The following is a 23,050-nucleotide window of genomic DNA, read 5'->3' on the forward strand; positions in this document are numbered from 1 at the left end:
TGACACGGCTTTTCGGCACACGATTAGGTACGAACCTCCTTCGGAAAAGGAGGCCGCACCGGCTTCGGCGTCGCCGAAGCGCTCCCGAGCGCAGGAGGGATCGGCGCATCCTCCCGGCCGAACCTGCGGCCGCGGGGCGGCGGGTCCGCGGGAAGCGGGGCGTGCCGGACTTCGCGCAGCAACCGCTTATACGCGGCCGCCATCCGCTCCGCGGTGAGCGGCGCCGCGTAGTGCCTCGCGCGCTGCACGGCCTCGCGGACGACGTCGACCGGGTCGCGCTGAAACCGGCGGATACAAGCGGCGATTTCGTCCGGTCGGGTAGGGTCGAAAGCGTAAGGGTAGTCCGGCCCGACGATTTCGAGCATGCCCCCTTGACGGCCGACGAGGGGCGGAACCCCGGCGCGGAGCGCCTCCAAGGCGACGTAGCCGAACGGCTCCCAGCGGGAAGGGACGACGAGCGCGTCGAGCGAACGGAGGAACGCCGCCTTATCGGCGTCCCCCGTCACGCGGCCCAGCCATGAGACGCGATCCTGCAGTCCGAGGCGCTCGATGTCGTCCCGCACGGCGCGGAGCAGCTCCGGGTCCTCGTCGCCGCAGGCGATGCGCAAGCGGCCGTCGACTTCCGCGAAGGCGCGGACGAGCTCGCGAAGCCCTTTGCGTTCGTCGGCTCGGCCGAGAAAGCCGAACGTGTTCCGGTCCGCGTCGAGACGGAGCGGGACGTCCTCGAACGCGGAGGAGCCGTTGCGGAGGGTGACCGTTTTCCGTTCGAGATCGGGGTACATCAGCAGCAGCTTCCCTCGCTCCGCGTCGGAGACGCAGACGATCCATTCCGCGGCGTCGCACAGTCGTTCGAACGCTCGGGCGATGCCGAGGTTGCCCCCGTACGGATCGAGCAAGCTCCAGGGTTCGGTCGTAGGAACGGAATGGACGACGAACGCGAGCGGGCGTCCCTTCAGGAACGAGGCATCGGCCAAGTAAGCGAGCCCGTAATAATGAAAGACGGCGACGTCGAATTCGAGACGATTGAGGATATCCATATCATAGAATCCGGCATAGACGACATCGGCGTCCATGGCGGGTTCCGTCGGGGGGGCGGAGACGAGGCAGACGTAGCCGACGTCGGGGTCTCGGACGCGGCGCAGCTCGTCGATGCAGGTGCCGACGCCGCCGATGGAGCGGGATCCAAGCTCTACGGAAAAATGGAGTATAGTACCACGCAAACAGGTTTGCACCCCCACCGACACAATGGTATAATGACAAAAATGGGAACAAATATTCTCTTACTGGTCTGGTGATCGAATGCGCGGGATAAATCCAATTGATAAGAAATTCGAGCTCGTATCGGAATTTACGCCGCAGGGCGATCAGCCGAAAGCGATCGAGCAGCTGGTCGAGGGCGTCCTCGCCGGGAAAAAGTACCAGACGCTCCTCGGCGCCACCGGCACCGGGAAGACGTTCACGATCGCGCACACGATCGCGCGGCTGAACCGGCCGACGCTCGTCATGGCGCACAACAAGACGCTGGCGGCGCAGCTGTGCAGCGAGTTCAAGGAGTTTTTCCCGAACAACGCGGTGGAATACTTCGTCAGCTATTATGATTATTATCAACCGGAAGCGTACGTACCCGCAAGCGATACATTCATCGAGAAGGACGCCAGCACGAACGAGGAGATCGACAAGCTGCGTCACTCCGCGACCAGCGCCTTGTTCGAACGCCGCGACGTCATCATCGTTGCGAGCGTTTCTTGCATTTACGGCCTCGGTTCCCCGAACGAGTACGGCGATCTTGTATTAAGCTTGCGCGTCGGGACGGAGCGGTCGAGGAACGAAATTTTGCACAAGCTGGTCGACATTCAATATCAACGGAACGACTTCAACTTCGCCCGCGGCACGTTCCGCGTGCGGGGCGACGTCGTGGAAATTTTCCCCGCGTCGACGCACGAGAGGGCGATTCGCGTCGAGCTGTTCGGCGACGAGATCGAGCGCATTACGGAGATCGACGTTCTGACGGGCGAGATCGTAGGGGAGCGGGAGCACGTAGCGATCTACCCGGCTTCCCACTTCGTTACGCACGAGGAGTCGATGAAGCGGGCGCTCGTCAATATCGAGCAGGAGCTCGAAGAACGGCTGGCGGAGCTGCGAGGCCAAGGGAAGCTGCTGGAGGCGCAGCGCCTCGAGCAGCGAACGAGGTACGATCTGGAGATGATGCGCGAGGTCGGCTTCTGCTCCGGCATCGAGAACTATTCCGGTCCGATGACGTTCCGGCCGCGGGGCGCGACGCCGTACACGCTGTTCGATTATTTCCCGGACGACTTGTTGATCGTCATGGACGAGTCGCACGTATCGGTGCCGCAGGTGCGAAGCATGTACAACGGCGACCGGGCGCGTAAGGAAGTGCTCGTCGACCACGGCTTCCGTCTCCCGTCGGCGCTGGATAACCGCCCGCTCAAGTTCGAGGAGTTCGAAGAGAAGATCAAACAGGTCATCTTCGTTTCGGCGACGCCGGGACCTTACGAATTGGAGCATTGCCCGACGGTCGTCGAGCAGATCATCCGTCCGACGGGCCTCATCGATCCGGTCATCGAGGTGCGTCCGACGAAGGGGCAGATCGACGACCTGATCGGCGAAATCCGGGAGCGGATCGCGAAGGACGAGCGCGTGCTCGTCACGACGCTGACGAAGAAGATGTCCGAGGATTTAACGGATTATATGAAAGAGATCGGCATCAAGGTACGATACCTGCACTCGGACATTAAGACGCTCGAGCGGATGCAGATTTTGCGGGACTTGCGCCTCGGCGTATTCCACGTCCTCATCGGGATCAACCTGCTGCGGGAAGGCCTCGACTTGCCGGAAGTGTCGCTGGTCGCGATTCTCGACGCCGATAAGGAAGGCTTCCTCCGCGCGGAGCGGTCGCTCATTCAGACGATCGGCCGGGCGGCGCGGAACGCGGACGGGCGCGTCATCATGTACGGCGACAAGATCACCGACTCGATGGCGAAGGCGATGCAGGAGACAGAGCGCCGCCGTACGAAGCAGCTCGCGCACAACGAAGCGCACGGCATCACGCCGCAGACGATCCGCAAGAAGGTTCGCGACGTCATCGAAGCGACGAAGGTGGCGGAATCGAAGGCGAATTACCTCGCCGACGTCAAGACGGAGAAGATGTCGAAGAAGGATCGCGAGCAGGTGATCGAGCGTCTCGAGCAAGAGATGAAGCAAGCGGCGAAGGATCTGCAGTTCGAACGAGCGGCGGAGCTGCGCGACGCAATTTTAGAGTTGAGGGCGCAAGGGTAACGCCGGCGCGGGATCCGAGGAGGAGAGAAACAGGAAGATGGCTCATGAAAATATCGTGATTAAAGGCGCGCGAGCGCACAATCTGAAAAATATCGACGTGACGATCCCGCGGGACAAATTCGTCGTGCTGACGGGCTTGAGCGGATCCGGCAAGTCGTCGCTCGCGTTCGATACGATTTACGCCGAAGGACAGCGGCGCTATGTGGAGTCGTTGTCCGCCTACGCGCGGCAGTTCCTCGGCAACATGGATAAACCGGACGTCGATTCGATCGAAGGTCTGTCGCCGGCGATCTCCATCGACCAGAAGACGACGAGCCGCAACCCGCGTTCGACGGTCGGCACCGTAACGGAGATTTACGATTACTTGCGGCTGATGTTCGCTAGAATCGGCCGGCCGCATTGCCCGACGCACGGCATCGAAATTTCGTCGCAGACGGTCGAGCAGATGGTCGACCGCATCATGGAATACCCGGAGCGGACGAAGCTGCAAATCTTGGCGCCGATGATCAGCGGCAAGAAGGGCGAACACGTGAAGGTGTTCGAAGACATCCGAAAGCAAGGCTTCGTTCGCGTGCGCGTCAACGGCGAGATGCGCGAGGTGACGGAGGAGTTCGCGCTCGAGAAGACGAAGAAGCACACGATCGAGGTCGTCGTCGACCGGATCGTCGTGAAGGACGACGTCCAAGCGCGTCTTGCGGACTCGCTCGAGACGGCGCTCAAGCTGTCGGAGGGCAAGGTGCTCGTCGACGTGCTGGACACGAAGGAAGAGCTGTTGTTCTCTTCGAACCTCGCTTGTCCGGAGTGCGGATTCAGCATGGACGAGCTGGCGCCGCGCATGTTTTCGTTCAACAGCCCCTTCGGGGCGTGCCCGGAATGCGACGGCCTCGGCGCGAAGATGATCGTGGATCCGGATATGCTCTGCCCGGATCAGTCCAAGACGATCGTCGACGGCGCCTTCGAGGCTTGGGCGGGCAGCACGTCCAACTATTATCCGCAATTCCTGGCCGCGGTGTGCGAGCACTACAACATCCCTGCGGACGTTCCGGTGTGCGAATTGAGCAAGGAGCAGATGAAGGTGCTGATGTACGGCACCGGCGGAGAGCGCGTCCGGTTCCGCTACGACAACGACTTCGGCGTTACGCGCGAAGCGTACGTGCCGTTCGAAGGCATCGTGCCGAACTTGGAGCGTCGCTATCGCGAGACGGCGTCCGACGGCATCCGCGAATACATCGAGCAGTATATGAGCGCGAAGCCTTGCGGCTCTTGCAAGGGGCAGCGGTTGAAGCCGGAAATTCTCGCCGTGACGGTCGGCGACCGGAACATCGCGCACGTCACGAGCTTGTCGATCAACGAGGCGATGCAATACATCGACAATCTTAACCTGTCGGAGAAGGAGCGTACGATCGCGCAGCTCGTCTTGAAGGAAATTCGCTCGCGACTAGGGTTCCTCAACAATGTCGGTCTCGATTATTTGACGTTGAGCCGGTCGGCGGGCACGTTGTCCGGCGGCGAAGCGCAGCGGATCCGATTGGCGACGCAGATCGGTTCGAGCCTGATGGGCGTCCTCTACATTCTCGACGAGCCGAGCATCGGGCTGCATCAACGGGATAACGACCGCTTGATCCGGACGCTCGAGCATATGCGGGATCTCGGGAATACGTTGATCGTCGTCGAACATGACGAGGATACGATGCTGGCGGCCGACTACATCATCGACATCGGTCCCGGCGCCGGCATTCACGGCGGACGCATCATCGCCGAAGGCACGCCGCAGGAGATCACGAAGGACGACAACTCGCTGACGGGTCAATACTTGAGCGGGAAGAAATTCATTCCGGTGCCGGAGAAGCGCAGAGAGCCGAACGGCAAGTGGCTCGAGATTAAGGGCGCGAAGGAAAACAATCTAAAGGGCGTCAACGTGAAAATTCCGCTCGGCGTGTTCACGGCCGTCACCGGCGTATCCGGCAGCGGCAAGAGTACGCTCGTGAACGAAATTCTCTATAAGACGTTGGCGCGCGATTTGAACGGCGCGAGAACGCGGCCGGGCGCCTACAAGGAGTTTAAGGGACTCGAGCATATCGACAAGGTGATCGATATCGACCAGTCCCCGATCGGGCGCACGCCGCGTTCGAACCCGGCGACGTACACGGGCGTCTTCGACGACATCCGCGACGTCTTCGCCGTGACGAACGAAGCGAAGATTCGCGGCTACAAGAAGGGCCGCTTCAGCTTCAACATCAAGGGCGGCCGCTGCGAAGCGTGCAAAGGGGACGGCATCATCAAGATCGAGATGCACTTCCTTCCTGACGTCTATGTGCCTTGCGAAATTTGCAAAGGGCAGCGGTATAACCGGGAAACGCTCGAAATTAAGTGGAAGGGCAAGTCGATCGCGGACATTCTCGATATGACGATCGAAGACAGCTGCGAATTTTTCGCGAACGTGCCGAAGATTCAGCGCAAGGTACAGACGCTGCTCGACGTCGGTCTCGGGTATATGAAGCTCGGCCAACCGGCGACGACGTTGTCCGGCGGCGAAGCGCAGCGCGTGAAGCTGGCGTCCGAGCTGCATCGTCGCAGCACGGGGCGCACGATGTACATTCTCGACGAGCCGACGACCGGTCTGCATATCCACGATATCGCCCGCTTGCTCGAGGTGCTGCATCGCCTCGTCGACTCCGGAGAATCGGTGCTCGTCATCGAGCACAACCTCGACGTGATCAAGACGGCCGATTGGCTGATCGATCTCGGGCCGGAGGGCGGCAGCGGCGGCGGTACGATCGTCGGGACGGGGACGCCGGAGGATCTGTGCCAAGTGCCGGCCTCGTACACAGGCAAATACTTGAAGCCGGTGCTGGAGCGCGATCGCGCACGGACCGAAGCCGCGGCCGAGCCGCAAGACGAAAAGAAGAAACGGAAACCGCAAAACGCGGCCGTATAAGCGAACCACCGACTCCCAACCCTTGCGCAGCCGATTCCGGCGCCGAGGCGTTGGGAGTTTTTGCTTTGCACGAAATTTCGCCAAGTGGGAAATCTAGGTGTACCACATGTTTTTGGAGGTCCGACCCTCATGGAAAAGCAAACCTACTACGTCTCGGCGCAAGCCAAGACGATTACGGAGCATCGCGGCGATGCCGCGTACGAGCTGGAAATCGAGGCGACGCCGACGGAGGTGCACCAGCTGTACGAGCTGTTCGAATCGGAAACGGAAACCGATCTGAACAACTGGATCCGCATGCATTCCCCGAAAATCCTCGAAGAGGAGCTCGTGTCGCACGCATTCGTAGATCAACACCTAACAGAAGTATATAGGCTGCTGTACAAGCTGGGCACGTCGAAGACGAGATCGCATATCCAGTCGATGAACGTACTGCAAGGGCTGCAAAACGGATATACGGACGACTTTTAGAATACAAGACACGAAAAAGCACGCTTGCGGCGAGGGAGCCGTAAGCGTGCTTTTTTCACTAAGACTTTATGCGGAGACGTCTGCCGTCGAGGTTGCCGACGCAGCCGCGTCGGTCGGAGCGGCAGGAGCGGCCGCGCCGGGCTCATTGTCCCCGCCGAAGCCGAAGCCGCGGCCGCCATGCCCGCCGGGACCGCGCTCGCCCCGGCTCCACCCGTTATTAACCATGTCCGTCGCCCGATCGACGATATCGGCTTTCCGCGCGTCGTATTGCTCCTGCGTGATCGTGCCTGCCGCGAGCGCGTCGTCCAGCTTCTCCGTCATGCGCTTCGCCTGCAGGTCGATAACGGCTTGCACGTCGACGCCTTGTTCGCCGGCGATGACGGCGAACGTCTTGCCTTCGCGAAGCGCCGCTTGGAGCTCTGCCTCCGTCATGCCGAGCAGCGTCTGGAGTTCGGTAGCGTCGGCAACCGCCCACCCTTTGCCGCCGCCGCCGCGAATCCCGCCTTTGCCTCCGAAGAAGGCGCCCGTCCGGTCGAGCAGCTGCTCCGCGGCCTTGGCGGCATCGAGCGCTTGCAGCGGGGAGTCGGCGTCGGCCGCCGCGATCGCCGCTTCGATCAGCGCAGTCAGCTTCGCGGTCAGGTCGGCTTGCGAGATGCCTTGCGCTTCGGCGACCGCCGCCAGCGTCTGCGTCTGCAGCTTCTCTTGCAGCGTCGCCGCGTCCAGCGACAGGTACGTCGCTAGGTCGTCCTGAATGGCACCTAACCCGAAGAAGCCTCGGGCGCCGCCGCGGAGCGGACGGTCGGCCGTCGCGGAGGAGCTTTCGGCGACGGACGTCCCGGCGGCGCTATCGTCCGGCAGCGCCGCCGCCTCCGCCTGCAAGTTCACGAAGGCGATGCCGCCGATCGCAAGCGAGAACGCGAGAGCGCTCGCCGTCATCATTTTCATCCGGTTCATAAAGAGTTACCGCCTTTCGATAGAGGTTGTCTTCCGCCTTACAACCTCTATCTTAGACCGTCAACCTGAAGGCGCCTTGAGCGCGGACTGAAGGTTCGCTGAAAATTATCCCTTGATTCCCGTCATCGCGATCCCTTCGATGACGTACTTCTGGGTAAATAAATACGCGATCAGCGCCGGCACGAGCGCAATGGTGGAGCCGGCCATCATGAGCGTCCAGTCCGTAATATACAACCCCTTGAACATGTTCAGCATGAGCGGCACGGTGAACAAGTCCGGCGAACTGAGGAAGATGACCGGGTGGAAGAAGTTGTTCCACATGTACAAGAACGTGAAGATGCCGAGCGCCGACAGCGACGGCTTGATCAGCGGCAGCATGATCCGGAAGAAAATCGTCGGCAGGCTCGCGCCGTCCACGATCGCCGCTTCTTCCAGATCGTTCGGGATCGTCTTAAAGAACTGCCGGAGCAGGAACACGCCGAACGCGCTGAACAGCGCCGGAGGCACGATGAGCGAGAGGTGCGTATCCAGCCAACCGATCTCCTTCATAATGAGGTACAGCGGAATGATCGTGACTTGCTCGGGAACCATGAGCATGGCGACGAACAAGATGAAGAGCGTGTCGCGGAACGGGAACCGCACCTTCGCGAACGCGAAAGCGGCTAAAGCGCAGGTGAATAGCTGCAGCAGCACGACGAGCAAGGACATGTAGATGCTGTTGAAGTACGCTCGCCCGAACGGCAGCGCCTGCAGCGATCGTTCGAAGTTCGTCCAGATGAACGGATCGGGAACCCATTTGGGCGGAATCAAGAAAATCTGAGAGATATCCTTCAACGAACTGCTGATCATCCAGAACAACGGCAAGATCATGAGGCAAGCGCCCAAGATCAAGACGAGGTGAAGCGCGACGTCGCCGATCGAGAAGCGGGGCCGCCTCCGCACAGCGACAGCCGCGCGGCGGCCGATCGCCGCCTCCGCCACATTACCCTTCATAATGGACCCACCGCCTCGAGATGCGCATCTGTATCAACGTCAGCACAAGAATGATGAGGAACATTAACACCGCGGATGCGGAGCTTCGACCGAACGAGAAATCTTGGAACGCGTAATCGTACAAGTGGAAGACGAGCACGCGGCTGGCGTTGCCCGGGCCGCCGCCGGTCATGACGAGAATCTGATCGAACACCTTGAACGAATTAATGATCGCGATAATCGTAATAAAGAAAGTCGTCGGCGACAGCAGGGGCAGCGTAATGCTGCGGAATTGCTGGAACCGGCTGGCGCCGTCGATCTCCGCAGCCTCGTAGTACGTACGCGAGATGCCTTGGAGTCCGGCCAAGAAGATGACCATGTTGAAGCCGATGCCGAGCCACACGCTTAAGAGAGAAATCGACGGGATGACGTAGTTCGGATCGGTGAGCCAACGCGGGCCGACGACGCCGAAGAACTGCTTGATATACGTGTTCACGATGCCGAAATCCGGATTGAGCAGCCACATGAAGACGATGGCGACGGCGACGGTGCCCGTGACGGTAGGCATGAAATAGACGACGCGGTAGAACGTCTTCCCGGCCACGCGATTCAGCGCCAGCGCGACGAGCAGGCCGATTACGATTTGGCTCGGTACGGTAAGGACGCTGTACCATAGCGTATTTTTCAGCGCGATCCCAAGGTCCGTATCGGTCAGCATATACGCGAAGTTATCGAGTCCGATGAATTGGCGGGCGCCGAACCCGTCCCACTTCATCGTGCTAAGGACGAATACGAACACGAGGGGCAGCAGCGAAAAGAGAAGCATGCCGGCGAATTGGGGCAGAATGAAGACGAACCCCCAGATCGCGTCCGAACGGCGTTTACTCATGAGTTCCTCCTCCTCCACTCTCGACTCAACTTCAACCCTGATAGGAAGGAAAAGAAGGCGGGGCGCAGGCCGCGCGCCGCCTTCCTAGCCGGCGACCGATTACTTGCTCGACCGGTATTCCGCGATTTTCTTCGCCGCCGCGGCCGCGACATTGTCTAAGCCCGCGTCGAACCCGACGTCGGTGAGCCACAGCTCCTCGAACTTCGTCTGTACCTCGCTCGCGAGGCCCGGAACCGCCGCTTCTTCGTTCCAAAGCGCATAGCCGACTTCCCGCGCGTCCAGGAAGTATTGCGCGTGCGCCGGGTCGTTGCCCTCGAGCACGAGATCGTCGACGCCGACGATGGACGGAACCGCGTTGCCGCCGCCTTGCAAGCGGAACGTCTGGCCTTCCTTGTTCACGAACTCGGACATGAATACCCAAGCCGCGTCGCGATCCTTCGTATTCGCGTTCATAACCATGTACGCGGTCGGGATGCCCGCCGGCTCGATTTTGTTGCCCGTATTGGTCGGATACGGAACGACGTCGTATTGCAGCGCATCGTTCTTGCTGAAGACGGGCAGCATCCAGCGGCCTGCGCCTAAGAAGCCGAGCTGGTTCGACATGAACATGGCGTCGCCGCCTTGTCCCTTCGGCAGGGAGCCCGCGAACGTGAAACCGCCGGACTTGATGTTGTCGTACAAGAAGCGAATCGCTTCCTTGCCCTTCGCGTCGGTGTTGAGGATAAAGTTGCCTTCCTTGTCGTAGACGCTGCCGCCGTTCGAGGTGACCCAGCTATAGTACGGCGCCCACCAGGAGTCGATGACGAAGCCGTATTTGCCGGCGCCTTGGATCTTGTCGGTCATCGCTTGGAACGCGTCCCAATTCCATTGGCCTTGCTCGTACAGCGTCGCGGGGTCCTCCGAGATCCCCGCGTCGAGCAGCACCTGCTTGTTGTACCAGAGCAGCATCGGGTTGCAGTCGACCGTCAGTCCCCAGATTTCGCTGCCGAGCTTCGCCGCGCCGTACAGACCGTCGACGAGCTCGTTCGGGCCGAGGGCGCTGCCTTCCTGTTCCATATATGAATTCAGTTGAACGACCGACTTGTTGGCGATCAATTGCGAGACGAGACCGTCCCCGGAGTAAAAGACGTCCGGAGCCGTATTGCCGCTCAACTGCGTTAATATTTTCTGTTCGTAGCCGTCGTTCGGGATCGGGATGAGCTCCGCCTGGATGTTCTTATGACGTTTGTTGAACTCCGCCGTAAACTCCTGGAAGCGCGTCAACTCTCCCGGGTTGCCCCAAGTCGACCAGGTGATTTTCACGACCTCGCCGCCGGCTCCGCCTCCGGCCGTAGAGCTGCTGGAGCACGCTTGAAGCAGGAGAGAGGCGCCGAGCACGCTTGCAGCCAACAGTTTCATTTTCCCTTTCATATGAAGCCCCCGTTTCCTAAGGATTTTGAAAAGGCTTGCAAAACCCATCTTAGCAAGCGCACCGAAGAGGCGCACCGGGAAATGTTTTCGAAATGGTGTGTTTTGTTACGCTCTTCGATGAAACGAATGAAAGCGCTTTATTTTCGTCGTTAATCAATTTCACCGGCCCGAGTACTCGGAAGGGGGCTTGCCGGTGTACTTGCGGAACTGCTTGCTGAAGTGTTTGACGTCGTTGAAGCCGCACCGCTCCGCGATTTCGTAAACCCGCAACCGTCCCTCGCGCAGCAGTTCCTTGGCCTTGGCCATCCGGGTCATCGTGACGTAATCGATGAACGTCAGACCGGTGTGCTTCCGGAACTGGTCGCTGAAATAATTGCGGCTGAGCGAGACATGATTCGCGACGTCCGCCAAGGAGAGATCCTCGGAATAGCGTTCATGGATGTACAGAATCGCCCTTTGCACCCACCCCGTCCGGTCGAGCTCTCCGCCGTTGATGCGGCCCCACAGGGCGTCGAATCGTTCGAACACGCGCATTTTGAGCGTCGAGAGATCAGGGCAATCGTCCAGCCACGCATCGATCACCCCGAGCGGCGCGGTTTCGCCTTGAAACAGACGGACCAGCTGCTTCGCCTCGTCGATGACGTCCGCGCGGCGCCAGCGGGAGCCCCAGTCGCCTGCGACCCTCACAAGCTGTTCGTGGGCTTTCTCCATAAATCCGTCCGCCAAGAACTTCTTAAGGCAATGCATAGTTTCGAAAAAGCGCTGCCCGTCGCGACCGCCGACGCTGCGCTTGGACGAATACGACACGATCTGGTTCGGGCCGACGAAGAACCGCCGTTCCGCCGCTTCCAGCGCTTGCGCATACGCGGCTAAGAACGATGCTCCGGACGCCGACGAGGACTGAAGGAGCGATAAACCGATCGAAAGCGGGACGTCCCGCTCGGACAAGGCGCGCTGGATGTCCGCGAACGTCAGCTCGATCGATTTCCCGTTGGACGACGCGGGGATGTAGCAGACGAGCTGGTCCTTCCCGTGTCTCGCGGCATGCCCTTCCGGGAAGCTTTCGTAGAACCGGTTGCGCGCCGACTCGAAGCCGTTGTCCGCTTCGCCGTTGCAGTCGGCGGGCTCGAAGAGAAGCACGGCGACCGTATAAGCCGGCGCATCCGCCGCGAAGGGATGCGATTCCCACGGCGTAATGCGTTCGAGCGCCTTCGTAAGCGCCTGCTCCTTCGCCGCGCGCGTCTCGGCGACGAGTTGTTCGCGAAGCGAGACGAGGGTCCGCTCGAGGAGAGGAGATTCCAACCGGACCTTCAGCAAGTATTCGGAGACGCCGAGGCGCATCGCTTGGCGGGCGTAGTCGAATTCGTTGTGGCAGCTTAAGAGGACGATCTTCGTTCTAGGGAACCGCTCTTTCGAGATCCGGGCGAATTCGAGACCGTCCATGACCGGCATGGCGATATCCGTAATCACGATATGCGCATCGATTTCCTCCATGAGCTGCAGCGCCTTCCGACCGTCGGACGCTTCCCCTACGACGCGGAAGCCGTTCCGATCCCAATCGTACATACTGAGCAGTCCGGCTCTCGCCATCGGCTCGTCGTCGACGATCAACACATTAAACGACATAACGTTCCTCCTTCGGTACGCTCTTGTGTAGACGAATCGTAACGGTCGCGCCTTCCCCGGGGACGCTGCGAATGTCTAGGCCGCAGTCGGACCCGTAGAACAGCCGAATGGCTTGATGGGCATGGAACAAGCCGATCTTCGTCATGCCTTTCGCGGACGTGGATTGCTCCAACAGCAGCCCGCCGAGCCGCTCCGGTTCGATGCCGACCCCGTCGTCCGCGATGCGTATGACGACGTACGCGCCGTCCTCGGCGACGTCCAGCTCGATCGCGCCCGGGCCGTCTTTGGGAGCGATGCCGTGGAAGACGGCGTTTTCCACGATCGGTTGAAGCAGCATTCTAGGAATCATCATCGACTGCAGGTGCGCGGGGCATCGGATCCGCAGCTCCAGGCGTCGGTCGAAGTACCGATATTGTTGAATGACCATGTACTTCTCCAACAAATCCAACTCCTCGCCGAGCGGCACGAAGGTGCCGTTGCGCTCGATGCTCGCCTCGAGCAGCGGGATGAGGTTGGCGATCGATCGATTGACGTCTTCCATTCGGTTGAAGCGAGCGAGATGGCGTACCGTATTCAGCGTGTTGTAGAGGAAATGAGGGTTAATCTGGTAGCGCATGGCCCGAATCTCGGCTTTCTTCTTCTCCGCCTGCTCGGTCTTCATCTCTTTCATGAGCAGAGCGATCTGTTCGAGCATGCGGTCGAAGCTGCGTCCGAGCTTCCCGATTTCGTCGCGCGACGTAAAGCCGCTGCGGACGCGCAGGTCGCCGGAAGCGCCGCGCTGCATAAGCCGGCTGAGCTGAATGAGCGGCCGGCCGACGCGGAACGTGACGAGTGCGCCCATCGACAACGCGAAGAGAGCGGAGCAGACCAGTATCATCAGCGTTAAGCCGCGGATCTGATTGGAGCCTTCGTTCAGCTCCTCGATCGGGACGACTCCGGTCACGTACCAGCCGTTCATGAGTCGTTCGGGCAGCAGCAGCGTCTCTTGCCCGTTATGTTGAATGTAGTAGTCGTTGGAGGAGAGGCTGAAGGCCGAAGGCTGCCCGTAAGCCCCTCGCGGCTCGTATACGTATCGGTTCTGTTGGTCGACGATGAACGTATACCCCGTCTCGCCGAAGGTAACGTTGTTCAGCTGCTGCGTCAGATGCGTCGCGCGCACTTCGATGAAGAGGACGCCGATGACGTCGCCGGTTGCCTGGCTCTTGATCGCCCGGCCCATGCCGAAGACCGGAATGCCGATGTCCGCGCGGCGCAAGAAGGATTCGCGTTGGATGCCGAACCAGACGGGCAGGCCGTCGGCTTCGACGATTCGGTCGTACCATGGGGTGTCCCATAGCCCGTTCAACACGACGCTGGAGCCGAGAATATTATTTTTGCGCTGGTGATCCAGGATGAAGATGTCCATGATCTCGGTAGAATTCATGTGGATCAAGTATAGCAAGTCGATGGCGTCGCTGTTGACTTGCATATAGTCGTAAGGCGGGGCCGATCCCGGGTCGATCGTCATCGCTTTCTGAATGACGGGGTTGCCGAGCACGAATAGGGAGGTATCTTCGAGGTCTTTCAACATCAGGTTCAGCTTATTGCTGACCTGCGTGATCGTCAGCGAGGCGACGTTCCCGACTTGATCCTTAACGAGATTCGAGGATTGATGATAGCTAAGGTATCCGCCGATGGCGACCGGCACGATCATGCCGATCGAGATGAGAAGGAACAGCTGGCCTGCGATGGAGCGAAAAAACGTCGGCCACGTGAATCTTGCCATTGACACCGCCTCCATTCCAATCCATGGGGACTGCTTGGCACTATTATCTATGGGAGGCGCCCCGAAACGCAATACCGAAGAGGGAAAAGCGTCAAACGTGACAAATTGGTTACAGTCGCGAACTGCGACTTGCGTTCCGGGTCGTCCGCTAGTAACATAGGGATGATAAGCATGAATGTAGGCTAGAATAGGGAACGAATAGTACAGAAACGGCGGAAACGACCGTCTTACCATCGAAGGAGGGTCAAGCTTGAATTTCGATCCATTTGATATTTTCATGATCTTGTTTACCGTATTGTCGGTATTCGCGCTCATGCGCGCGGTGCAGCATAAGAATAAGTTCGCCGCCGGCTTCAGCGCTCTCGTCTTGCTCGTGTTCTTGTTCACCGATTTGGTCATGGTGCTGAATTGGTTCAACGCGTTGGACGACGTGATGGCCGCGATCGGTTTGGCGTAATTCCATAAGGGACGGGGAGCGGCTGCGGCCGCTCCTTTTCCTTTTTTGGTACAATGGCGTTAGGAAGCGTCGCTTCGAGAGGAGATGATACGTTGGAGGGGTTCGTGACCGAGGAAGGCTCGCGGCGGCTGCCGCGGCTGTCGTTCTGCGGCGACTTCGTCATCCGCGGCGGCTGGAAGCTCGGACCGCGAGAGATTGCAGAGTACGAGGTCGTCTATTTCCCTGCCGGCTCGCCTTCGACGTACGAGACCGGCGGACGCACGTATAAGCTGGATGAGCCTTGCTATCTGCTGACGAAGCCGGGGGAGACGCATGCGTACGTCTTCGATGCGGAGAAACCGATCCGCCATATCTTTTGCCATTTCGTATTGGAGCCGGACGGCGGCGGGGTGTCGCCCGAGGCGCTGCCGGTCTTCGTTCGGGCCGACGGCGTTCCGCATGTGCCGGCGTTGTTGAAATATATCGTCTACTTGGCCAGCGCGGCCGCGCCGCGTTATCAAGAACGAACGTCGGCGCTGCTGCTGGCCGTCCTCGAGGAGCTGAGTACGGCGTCGCGCGCGGGCGCCGGCTTCGCCGAAGGGAAGCGCCCGTCGGTCCCGCTGCAGATTACGAATGCGCTCGCGGAGATGGAGGAGCGCCTTCATGAGTCCATCTCGATCCGCGAGCTCGCGGATCGCGCGGGCTGGTCGCACGAGTATTTCACGCGCGTGTTCGTGTCCTCGCTCGGCATGTCGCCGAAGCAATACGTCTTGCGGCGCCGGATCGAGCGGGCCTCGGAGCTGCTGCGCCTGCAAGACTTGTCGGTGAAGGAGATCGCCTACCGCGTCGGGTTTCAGAGCGAGCAGTACTTCAGCCGCGTCTTCGTGCGGCACGCGGGGATCACCGCGACGCAGTACCGGGATCGGCACGCGGACCCTCGCATCTTGAATTTGCATCTTGCGCCGCCGAACGATATCGCCGCGCCGTATCCGCTCAACCGGATGTTCGGGCCTTCGTTTCCTTCGTAGAGGAATGACAGCGCTTACGAGGCGTCTGGCGCGGATGCCGGGTATCATGTCAAATTCGTACACCTATTGTTCGGTTCGAGCCATCGACATCGGCTTCCCGGATTTGCCATGATGAAGAAGAGCATGGGGAGACAGGGAAGGGGACGGATGAGATGATCGAGTATGCGGGCATTCAAAATCCATATGCGGTCGGCGCCTACGGCGTCGATCGGAACGCGGCCGTGCTGCAGCGGTATCGCGCGCTGCACGAAGGCTTGCTGCGGGCCGCCGCGGGTCAGCTGCCGAATCGGGACGATTGGGATTTGCGAATCGGGATGTGCAAGCATCTCTACGAGGATGCGGAGGCGGCGGAGCAGCTGCACATCCGCATACCGGAGCTGCGGACGTCTTCGGCGACGCTGACCAAGGAGCCGGACTCGCGCTTGACGCTGCTGTTCGAAGAGCTGGTCCACGCGCGGACCGATCTCGAATGGGCGAGCGCCGTCTACGAGGTGATCAAGCCGGCGATGCTGGCGGCGTTCCGGGACCATGCGGCGAAGACGCAGCAGATCGTCGATCAGCCGACGATTCGTCTGCTGCGGACGGCGATGCTCGATCTCGAGGACCAGATCGCATGGGGGCGCGAGCTGCTGGCATCGCTGCGGAGCGCTTCGTCGGAGCCGGAGGACGGCGCGGAATTCGCCGCGAAGATGCGGAGCTTCCTCGCGGCGGCGGGCGGCGTCACGGGCGAAGGTCCGCGATCGACCGATCTGCCGCGCCGTTGGCGCTCGAACGAGCCGTACGCGATCCCGAAGACGTCGAAGCGCTGCGCGAAGACGATGGGCCCGACGACGCTCATCCGCACGAGCGTCGAGCCTCCGCCGGCGGATCCGATCGCGCGCGAGCTCGCGTTCAAGATGCGCGTTCGGCAAGAGGAGATGACCGCCTGCGACTTGATCGCCGGCGTCTTGTATACGCAGCGCAATATGCCGTGGGCGTTCTACCGCGATCTGGCCCGGCACATCTGGGACGAAGCCCGGCACGCCATGTTCGGCCAGGCGGCGCTCGAAGCGGACGGGTACGAGTGGAAGAGCCGCCCGCAATACACGTCGGATTACGACATCAACGCGGAGAAGATTCCGTCCGCGAAGTACGCATGGCTCAGCATCGGCATCGAGGAAGGCGCGATGGTCAGCCTCGGCAAGAAGAAAGAATTCGAATGGTGCCGGGACGAAGCGAAGCATCCGCTGATGGCGCAGTTCCAGGATTACGATTGGGCCGACGAGGTCGTGCACGCCAACCTGGGACGGAAGTGGGCGCCGGATTTGATGGGCGAGCCGATCGCCTTCGTTCGCGAGGTGGCGCAGAAGGAGCTCGCCCACTTCTGGTCGGAGGTGCAGCGGGCGGAACGGAAGGCCGCTACATGAGGGCGCTTCGCGAGCGGTTGGGAATCGTCCGGCGATACGAAGGAGGACGTTCGAAGTGAAGATCCATGTGATGGAGCGCGAGAAGATCGGCGGCTTCGTCGCCGACTTGTTCGAGCGGACGCTGTCGAGCAAGGCGGACGCCGTCTTCGGTTTAACGACGGGCAATACGCCGCTGGAGACGGGCATCTACCGCGAGCTGGTCCGCCGGGAACGGGAGGGGCGGCTCGACTTCCGGCGGTGCTCGTTCGTGAACCCCGACGAGCAGCTGGGCCTGCCGAGATCCCATCCGGAGAGCTATTACGCCTACATGCGGACGCACCTGTTCGACGCGATTCGGTTCGACGAGCGCCGTTGGGCGATCCCGGACGGCCTGGCGGAGGAACCGGAGGCGGAGTGCGCGAGCATGGAGGCGTTCATCCGCGAGGCGGGGGGCATCGACCTGCAGCTCGTCGGGATCGGAATCAACGGGCATGTTTGCTTTATCGAGCCGGCTCCGGCGCTGCCGGCGACTTGCTTCGTGACGGATATCGCGGAGGTGAATCGGACGTTATACGCGCCCTTGTTCGGCGGCTCGATCGAAGCCGTACCGACGCAAGCGATCACGTTCGGATGGGGAACCGTGGCGAAAACCCGCAAGCTCGTTCTCGTGGCCGTCGGGGACCGGAAGGCGGAGATCGTGGCGCGCGCGTTGACGGGTCCCGTCACGACGGAGGTGCCGGCTACGCTGCTTCAGCTGCATCCGGACGCGGAGGTCGTCCTCGATCCGGCCGCCGCGCAACGATTGGGGTAACGCGACGCGGTTCGGCACCGCCATTCAGGTTCATGCGAGTGCGCATGAACCTTTTTTTTGTTCCTGAAGTTCGCGAATCAAAAAAACGCCCCCGACGGCAACGTCGGAGGCGCGGACGCGCGAACTTACACCCACCACATCTCGCCGAGCGGCTCGCGGATGAGGATCGACTGCAGATTGCCCACGGCTTTCGTGAAGCCTTCTTCGACGGACATGAGGCCGTCCTCGTGCTCGATCGAGACGACGTAGTCATAGCCGACGAGACGCAGCGCGGAGATGATGTCCGCCCATTCCTTCATGCTGTGGCCGAAGCCGACCGTGCGGAACTGCCAAGCGCGATCGAACATCTGCGTGTACGACTGCATATCGGTGACGCCGTATTTGTTGACGTTGCTCTGCTCGAGCGACGTATCCTTCGCGTGGAAGTGATGGATCGCGCCGGCTTGGCCGAGGTAACGAATCGCCGCGACCGGATCGATGCCCTGCCACCACAGGTGGGACGGGTCGAGGTTCGCGCCGATCGCTTCGCTCGTCGCCTCGCGCAGGCGAAGCATCGTCGCCGGCGTATGGACGGAGAAGCCGCCGTGCAGCTCGAGGCCGATCTTCACGTTGCGGGCGGCGGCGAAGTCGCCGGTTTCCTTCCAGTACGGGATGAGCTTCTCTTCCCACTGCCACTTCAAAATTTCTTGATAATCGTTCGGCCACGGCGCGACCGGCCAGTTCGGGTACTTCGCGTCCTCGTGGTCCCCCGGGCAGCCGGAGAACGTGTTGACGATGGGCACCTCGAGGCGCTGCGCGAGCTCGATCGTCTTGATGAGATCGTCGTGGAATTCTTTCGCGATCGCCTTTTGCGGATGCAGCGGATTGCCGTGGACGCTAAGAGCGCTAATAATGAGGCCGCGGGACTCGACCGCTTGTTTGAATGCTTTCAGCTTGCCTTCGTCGGCGAGCAAGACGTCCGGATCGGCATGCGCCTTGCCCGGGTAGCCGCCCGTACCGATCTCGACCGCGCCGAGACCGCTGGCCGCGATATAATCGAGCGCTTCCTCGAGAGACTTCTGGGCGAACAATACGCTAAATACGCCTAATTTCAAGTGAGTACACCTCCGACAGGAATGGGTCGTACAACCATCACAAATTATACCACTAAAGAAAGACAGGAGAAACCTGTACAATGACGTCATTGTCCCCGAACATTGTATCCGAATGACTCGATTGTTATCATATGTAGAAAGACGTTGCCGCTATCCGCGGCCAGGAGGACCCGAATGAATCGCGAATTGCGAAGAGAAGATATCGAATTGTTGGCCCCCGCGGGCCATTGGGACGCGATGCGCGCGGCGGTCGCCAACGGAGCGAACGCCGTATTCTTCGGCGTGGAGAAGTTCAACGCCCGCGCGCGCGCCGCGAATTTTCAGACCGACGAATTGCCCGACATTATGTCGTTCCTGCACGCGTACGGCGTGAAAGGATTCCTCACGTTCAACATCCTCGTGTTCGAGGACGAGATGGAGGACGCGAAGCGGCTGATCGAAGCCTGCATCGACGCCGGCGTCGACGCGGTGATCGTACAGGACTTGGGACTCGTGAAAATGATCCGCGAACTCTCCCCCGACTTCCCGATCCACGGCTCCACGCAGATGACGATCACGTCGCCGGAGGCGGTCGAGTTCACGAAGCCGTACGGGCTCGAGCGCGTCGTGCTCGGCCGGGAGAACAACCTGAAGCAAATCAAGACGATCGGCGAGCAGGCGCGCCTGCCGATGGAAGTGTTCGTGCACGGCGCGCTGTGCGTGTCCTACTCGGGCCAATGCCTCACGTCCGAGATGTGGGGCGGCCGTTCCGCCAACCGCGGCGAGTGCGCGCAGGCGTGCCGCCTACCGTACGACATGATGGTGAACGGCGAGCATAAGCCGATGGGCGATATCACGTATCTGCTGTCGCCGAAGGATCTCGCCGCCGTCGAGCTCGTGCCGGAATTGATCGAAGCGGGCGTCACGTCGTTCAAAATCGAAGGGCGCCTCAAGAGCCCGGAGTATGTGGCTAACGTCGTGAGCAAATACCGCGCGGCGATCGACAAGTACTTCGACGGCGTCGACGCGAAGCCGTCGAAGGAAGAGATGCTGGAGCTGCAGCAGAGCTTCTCCCGCGGGTTTACGTACGGCTTCCTTGAAGGAACGAATAACAAGAAGCTGGTCGAAGGGACGTTCCCGAAGAGCCGCGGCGTGTTCCTCGGCAGAGTCAAAGAAATCACGCGCGAAGGCGTGATCGTCGAGCTTGAGGCGTCTCTGAAGCGCGGCGACGGCCTCGTGTTCGACGCGGGCGACCCGACCAAGAAGGAAGAAGGCGGCCGCGTGTACGACTTGAAGCAGCGCGGCGCGAAGGTCGAAGGCGAAGTGCCCGGCGGCCTGGCCGAGATCGTGATGGGGCGCAACGACGTCGACCTGAAGCGGGTGCGCGTCGGCGACCGCGTCTGGCGGACGAGCGACCCGGCGCTCGACAAGCGTCTGCGCGCGACGTTCGAGACGGACAAGCCGTACCGGACGTTCCCGGTCGGCGTCAGCGTCTACGGCGAAGCGGGACAGCCGCTCGTGTCGCTGTGGACGGACGAGTCGACCGGCTTCACGGCGACGGTCGTCTCCGAGCTGCCGCTCGCGGTCGCGGAGAAGCGTCCGATCGACGAGACGCTGCTGCGCGACCAGTTCGGCCGCCTCGGCGGCACGCTGTTCGAGCTGAACGCGATCGAGGCGCAGCTGTCCGGGCCGGTCATCGTGCCGATGAGCGAGCTGAACCGGATGCGGCGTAAGGCCGTCGAGCTGCTCGAAGCGGAACGCCGCCGGCCGCCGGCGTATATCAAGCGCCCGGCGAGCGCCGACAGCGATGCGGCGCGTCCGGCGCCGCGTCCGGCGAAGCCGCGCCTGACGGCGTTGTGCCGCAACCTGGAGCAGGTGCAGGCGGTGGCGTCGCGCACGGACGTCGACTTCGTCTACGCCGACTTCGAGTTCATTAAGCAGTTCCCGGCGGCGGTGGAAGCGGTGCGCGCGGCGGGCAAGAAAATCGCGCTAGCCACGCCGCGGATTCATATGCCGGGGGAGACGGGGTATTTTCAAAATATCTTGCGGTTGAAGCCCGATGCCGTGCTCGTGCGGAATACGGGGGCGGTGTATTGGTTCGCGCGCCATTTCACGATGAACCCGTCGGCGGAGCATCCGGAGCTGATCGGCGACTTCTCGCTGAACATCGCGAACCATAAGACGGCGAACCTGTTCCTGAACGATGCGGGACTGTCCCGCGTGACGCCGTCGTACGACCTCAATATCCAGCAGATGATCGACCTGCTCGGCAAGAGTCCGACGGACCGCATGGAGATCGTGCTGCATCAGCATTTGCCGATGTTCCATACGGAGCATTGCGTGTATTGCACGTTCCTCAGCGAAGGGACGGATTACACGAACTGCGGCCGTCCGTGCGAGGAGCAGCGCGTGTCGTTACGCGACCGAATCGGCATGTCGCACCCGGTGCGCGTCGACGAAGGCTGCCGCAATACGGTGTACAACGCGATCGAGCAGTCGGGCGCGGAGTATCTCGACCACTTCCTCGAGCTCGGCGTGCCGTCGTATCGGATCGAATTCCTCGAGGAGGCGCCGGATAAGGTCGTCGAGGTGCTGAACCTGTATGGCAAGGCGCTGCGCGCCGAGGTGAACGGCACGCAGGTATGGCGCTCGCTGAAGGCGACGAACCAACTCGGCGTGACGCGCGGGCAGCTGGTAAAGTAAAGGCGGGCGGGGAGGCACCCTCGGCCGACGTCATATGGAAGCGTCTTTCGCCCTTATCGGCGGAGGGCGCTTTTTTTGCATTTTCCATAATAATGTATAAAATCGTCCCCGTTGTCGCACGCTACAAGAGATGGGTATTTTCGGAAGGGGGCATCATCCGACTTATGAACGATTCGCAACGAACGATGACGTCGCTCGAGCTCGTACGGCTCGCGCAAGCGCTAAAGGCGGAGGAGCGGTTGACCTGGCTGTTCGCGCAAGGCGCGTCGGAGTGCGAGCAGCCGCAGCTGCGCAGCTACTTCGCGCACCAGGCGGACCGGAACGGCGAGCGCTTGGAGGAGCTTACGAGAGTGTTGCAGGCTTATGCGGGAACGGCAAGCCCGACGCCGAGGAATGCGGGGGTCTTCTCTTGATGTATACGAATACCGTCGGTAGAGCCCAACCGATGCGCCGCGGGGAGGCGTCGGACCGCGTCTGGTCCGGGGTCATTCTCGCCGAGCTGCGGCAAGCGGCGATCGGCTACACGGAAGCCGCGTTGGAGTCGACGTCGCCGGACGTCCGCCGCGTCTTCGAGCGGCTCGCGTACGATACGGCGCGGAAGCACGAGCAGCTGACGGCGATTTTGCAGCAGAACCGGCTGCTCGAGCCGGCGTTCGCCGCGCCGGCCGAGGAGGTGCGGCGCGCGGCGGCGCAAGCGGCCGAGACGGTCCGCTTGGCGAGGACGCTTCAAGCCGGACGCGCCGGAACGCCCGCAGCATCCGCCGCGGCGCCGACCGTCCCGCAGATGTCCTACGCGCCCCGGAACCAAGGATACAGCCCGTACATGAACATGCAGCAGCCTCAGGCCCGGCCGCCGGAGTTCGCGCTTCCGCACAATATGCCGTTCGGCGGGCTGCCGGGGGGCTCGTACGTGCCGCCGCAGCCGCAAGCGCAGCAGCCGTCGCAAGCGCAGCCGCAGTACGGCGCCGCGGGAACGACGGAAGCGCCGGCCCCGGAGCGCGACCCGGAACCGGCCGTCTCGTCCGCGGTGCGCGAGGAGGCTTCGCTCGGGGCTGTCGCGCCGCCGGCGGCGGCATCGCCGACCGCCGAGCCGGCGCACGAAGCGCCCCCGACGGCGCCGCCGGCGCCGAAGCGAAGCGGCGGTCGCCGCGCGAAGGCGAGCCCGGCCGTCGAAGCCGCCGCGAACGATCCGGAGCAGCTGACGACATAAGCGGGCAGCCGCCGCCATATGCCCTGCGCAAGCTCTTCTTGAGCGCGCAGGGCTTATTTGCGTTCATTTTCTGAATGTAACCGTT

Annotated in this window: 18 protein-coding genes; 10 read left to right on the plus strand and 8 right to left on the minus strand. The window is 61.5% G+C overall.

Annotated features, from left to right (window positions below):
* Window positions 1-23 precede the first annotated feature (23 nt).
* Window positions 24-1,220: a glycosyltransferase family 4 protein gene (locus tag RIN49_RS19065; RefSeq protein ID WP_309121746.1), complete on the minus strand. Its 1,197-nt coding sequence runs from the start codon at window positions 1,218-1,220 to the stop codon at window positions 24-26.
* A gap of 79 nt (window positions 1,221-1,299) precedes the next feature.
* Between RIN49_RS19065 and uvrB the strand changes: the two genes are divergently transcribed.
* From uvrB to RIN49_RS19080, 3 genes are all read left to right on the plus strand, one after another.
* Window positions 1,300-3,297: an excinuclease ABC subunit UvrB gene (uvrB, locus tag RIN49_RS19070; protein WP_309121747.1), complete on the plus strand. Its 1,998-nt coding sequence runs from the start codon at window positions 1,300-1,302 to the stop codon at window positions 3,295-3,297.
* A 37-nt stretch (window positions 3,298-3,334) separates the two neighbouring features.
* Window positions 3,335-6,235: an excinuclease ABC subunit UvrA gene (gene uvrA, locus RIN49_RS19075; protein ID WP_309121748.1), complete on the plus strand. Its 2,901-nt coding sequence runs from the start codon at window positions 3,335-3,337 to the stop codon at window positions 6,233-6,235.
* Between the two features lie 129 nt (window positions 6,236-6,364).
* Window positions 6,365-6,703: a hypothetical protein gene (locus RIN49_RS19080; protein WP_309121749.1), complete on the plus strand. Its 339-nt coding sequence runs from the start codon at window positions 6,365-6,367 to the stop codon at window positions 6,701-6,703.
* A gap of 66 nt (window positions 6,704-6,769) precedes the next feature.
* Here the strand turns inward: RIN49_RS19080 and RIN49_RS19085 are convergent, their stop codons facing one another.
* From RIN49_RS19085 to RIN49_RS19110, 6 genes are all read right to left on the minus strand, one after another.
* On the minus strand, window positions 6,770-7,657 hold the full coding sequence (locus RIN49_RS19085) for an SHOCT domain-containing protein (RefSeq protein ID WP_309121750.1): 888 nt from the start codon (window positions 7,655-7,657) through the stop codon (window positions 6,770-6,772).
* Between the two features lie 105 nt (window positions 7,658-7,762).
* A complete protein-coding gene (locus RIN49_RS19090) occupies window positions 7,763-8,650 on the minus strand; it encodes a carbohydrate ABC transporter permease (protein WP_309121751.1) in 888 nt (295 codons plus the stop codon).
* Entirely contained in the window at window positions 8,640-9,518 is an 879-nt protein-coding gene (locus RIN49_RS19095) for a carbohydrate ABC transporter permease (RefSeq protein ID WP_309121752.1), read from the minus strand. The genes RIN49_RS19090 and RIN49_RS19095 overlap by 11 nt, the downstream gene beginning before the upstream one ends.
* Window positions 9,519-9,617: 99 nt before the next feature.
* Entirely contained in the window at window positions 9,618-10,928 is a 1,311-nt protein-coding gene (locus RIN49_RS19100) for an ABC transporter substrate-binding protein (RefSeq protein ID WP_309121753.1), read from the minus strand.
* 159 nt (window positions 10,929-11,087) lie between these two features.
* Window positions 11,088-12,554, minus strand: a complete 1,467-nt coding sequence (locus RIN49_RS19105) for a helix-turn-helix domain-containing protein (protein WP_309121754.1) — start codon at window positions 12,552-12,554, stop codon at window positions 11,088-11,090.
* Window positions 12,544-14,319: a sensor histidine kinase gene (locus tag RIN49_RS19110; protein ID WP_309121755.1), complete on the minus strand. Its 1,776-nt coding sequence runs from the start codon at window positions 14,317-14,319 to the stop codon at window positions 12,544-12,546. The genes RIN49_RS19105 and RIN49_RS19110 overlap by 11 nt, the downstream gene beginning before the upstream one ends.
* Before the next feature lie 250 nt (window positions 14,320-14,569).
* Here RIN49_RS19110 and RIN49_RS19115 point away from each other — a divergent pair, with 250 nt between their 5' ends.
* The 4 genes from RIN49_RS19115 (at window position 14,570) to RIN49_RS19130 (ending at window position 17,979) form a co-directional block, all read left to right on the plus strand.
* Window positions 14,570-14,776: a DUF2759 family protein gene (locus tag RIN49_RS19115; RefSeq protein ID WP_309121756.1), complete on the plus strand. Its 207-nt coding sequence runs from the start codon at window positions 14,570-14,572 to the stop codon at window positions 14,774-14,776.
* Between the two features lie 92 nt (window positions 14,777-14,868).
* On the plus strand, window positions 14,869-15,783 hold the full coding sequence (locus RIN49_RS19120) for a helix-turn-helix domain-containing protein (protein ID WP_309121757.1): 915 nt from the start codon (window positions 14,869-14,871) through the stop codon (window positions 15,781-15,783).
* Between the two features lie 152 nt (window positions 15,784-15,935).
* On the plus strand, window positions 15,936-17,189 hold the full coding sequence (locus RIN49_RS19125; RefSeq protein WP_309121758.1) for a hypothetical protein: 1,254 nt from the start codon (window positions 15,936-15,938) through the stop codon (window positions 17,187-17,189).
* A 55-nt stretch (window positions 17,190-17,244) separates the two neighbouring features.
* Window positions 17,245-17,979 (plus strand): glucosamine-6-phosphate deaminase, encoded by a 735-nt coding sequence (locus RIN49_RS19130; protein WP_309121759.1) that lies wholly within the window; start codon window positions 17,245-17,247, stop codon window positions 17,977-17,979.
* Between the two features lie 125 nt (window positions 17,980-18,104).
* On the opposite strand, the gene RIN49_RS19135 is transcribed toward RIN49_RS19130, so the two are convergent.
* Window positions 18,105-19,073 carry a sugar phosphate isomerase/epimerase family protein gene (locus RIN49_RS19135; RefSeq protein WP_309121760.1) on the minus strand — a complete coding sequence of 323 codons (969 nt, stop codon included), beginning with the start codon at window positions 19,071-19,073 and terminating at the stop codon, window positions 18,105-18,107.
* Window positions 19,074-19,247: 174 nt separating this feature from the next.
* Here RIN49_RS19135 and RIN49_RS19140 point away from each other — a divergent pair, with 174 nt between their 5' ends.
* The 3 genes from RIN49_RS19140 to RIN49_RS19150 all read left to right on the plus strand — a co-directional run bounded on the left by RIN49_RS19140 (window position 19,248) and on the right by RIN49_RS19150 (window position 22,965).
* A complete protein-coding gene (locus RIN49_RS19140; RefSeq protein WP_309121761.1) occupies window positions 19,248-21,755 on the plus strand; it encodes a U32 family peptidase in 2,508 nt (835 codons plus the stop codon).
* Window positions 21,756-21,919: 164 nt separating this feature from the next.
* A complete protein-coding gene (locus RIN49_RS19145) occupies window positions 21,920-22,168 on the plus strand; it encodes a hypothetical protein (RefSeq protein WP_309121762.1) in 249 nt (82 codons plus the stop codon).
* On the plus strand, window positions 22,168-22,965 hold the full coding sequence (locus RIN49_RS19150; protein WP_309121763.1) for a spore coat protein: 798 nt from the start codon (window positions 22,168-22,170) through the stop codon (window positions 22,963-22,965). Before RIN49_RS19145 ends, RIN49_RS19150 begins: the two co-directional genes overlap by 1 nt.
* Window positions 22,966-23,050: the final 85 nt, after the last annotated feature.

Origin of the sequence: Paenibacillus sp. (assembly GCF_031177825.1) — a bacterium.
Lineage (GTDB): Bacteria > Bacillota > Bacilli > Paenibacillales > YIM-B00363 > Paenibacillus_AE.

Coding starts and splice junctions, on each gene's coding strand:
- uvrA (WP_309121748.1), top strand. CDS start 3,335: ATGGCTCATGAAAATATCGTGATTAAAGGCGCGCGAGCGCACAATCTG.
- RIN49_RS19145 (WP_309121762.1), top strand. CDS start 21,920: ATGAACGATTCGCAACGAACGATGACGTCGCTCGAGCTCGTACGGCTC.
- RIN49_RS19105 (WP_309121754.1), bottom strand. CDS start 12,554: ATGTCGTTTAATGTGTTGATCGTCGACGACGAGCCGATGGCGAGAGCC.
- RIN49_RS19090 (WP_309121751.1), bottom strand. CDS start 8,650: ATGAAGGGTAATGTGGCGGAGGCGGCGATCGGCCGCCGCGCGGCTGTC.
- RIN49_RS19150 (WP_309121763.1), top strand. CDS start 22,168: ATGTATACGAATACCGTCGGTAGAGCCCAACCGATGCGCCGCGGGGAG.
- RIN49_RS19095 (WP_309121752.1), bottom strand. CDS start 9,518: ATGAGTAAACGCCGTTCGGACGCGATCTGGGGGTTCGTCTTCATTCTG.
- RIN49_RS19080 (WP_309121749.1), top strand. CDS start 6,365: ATGGAAAAGCAAACCTACTACGTCTCGGCGCAAGCCAAGACGATTACG.
- RIN49_RS19110 (WP_309121755.1), bottom strand. CDS start 14,319: ATGGCAAGATTCACGTGGCCGACGTTTTTTCGCTCCATCGCAGGCCAG.
- RIN49_RS19140 (WP_309121761.1), top strand. CDS start 19,248: ATGAATCGCGAATTGCGAAGAGAAGATATCGAATTGTTGGCCCCCGCG.
- RIN49_RS19125 (WP_309121758.1), top strand. CDS start 15,936: ATGATCGAGTATGCGGGCATTCAAAATCCATATGCGGTCGGCGCCTAC.
- RIN49_RS19100 (WP_309121753.1), bottom strand. CDS start 10,928: ATGAAAGGGAAAATGAAACTGTTGGCTGCAAGCGTGCTCGGCGCCTCT.
- RIN49_RS19085 (WP_309121750.1), bottom strand. CDS start 7,657: ATGAACCGGATGAAAATGATGACGGCGAGCGCTCTCGCGTTCTCGCTT.
- uvrB (WP_309121747.1), top strand. CDS start 1,300: ATGCGCGGGATAAATCCAATTGATAAGAAATTCGAGCTCGTATCGGAA.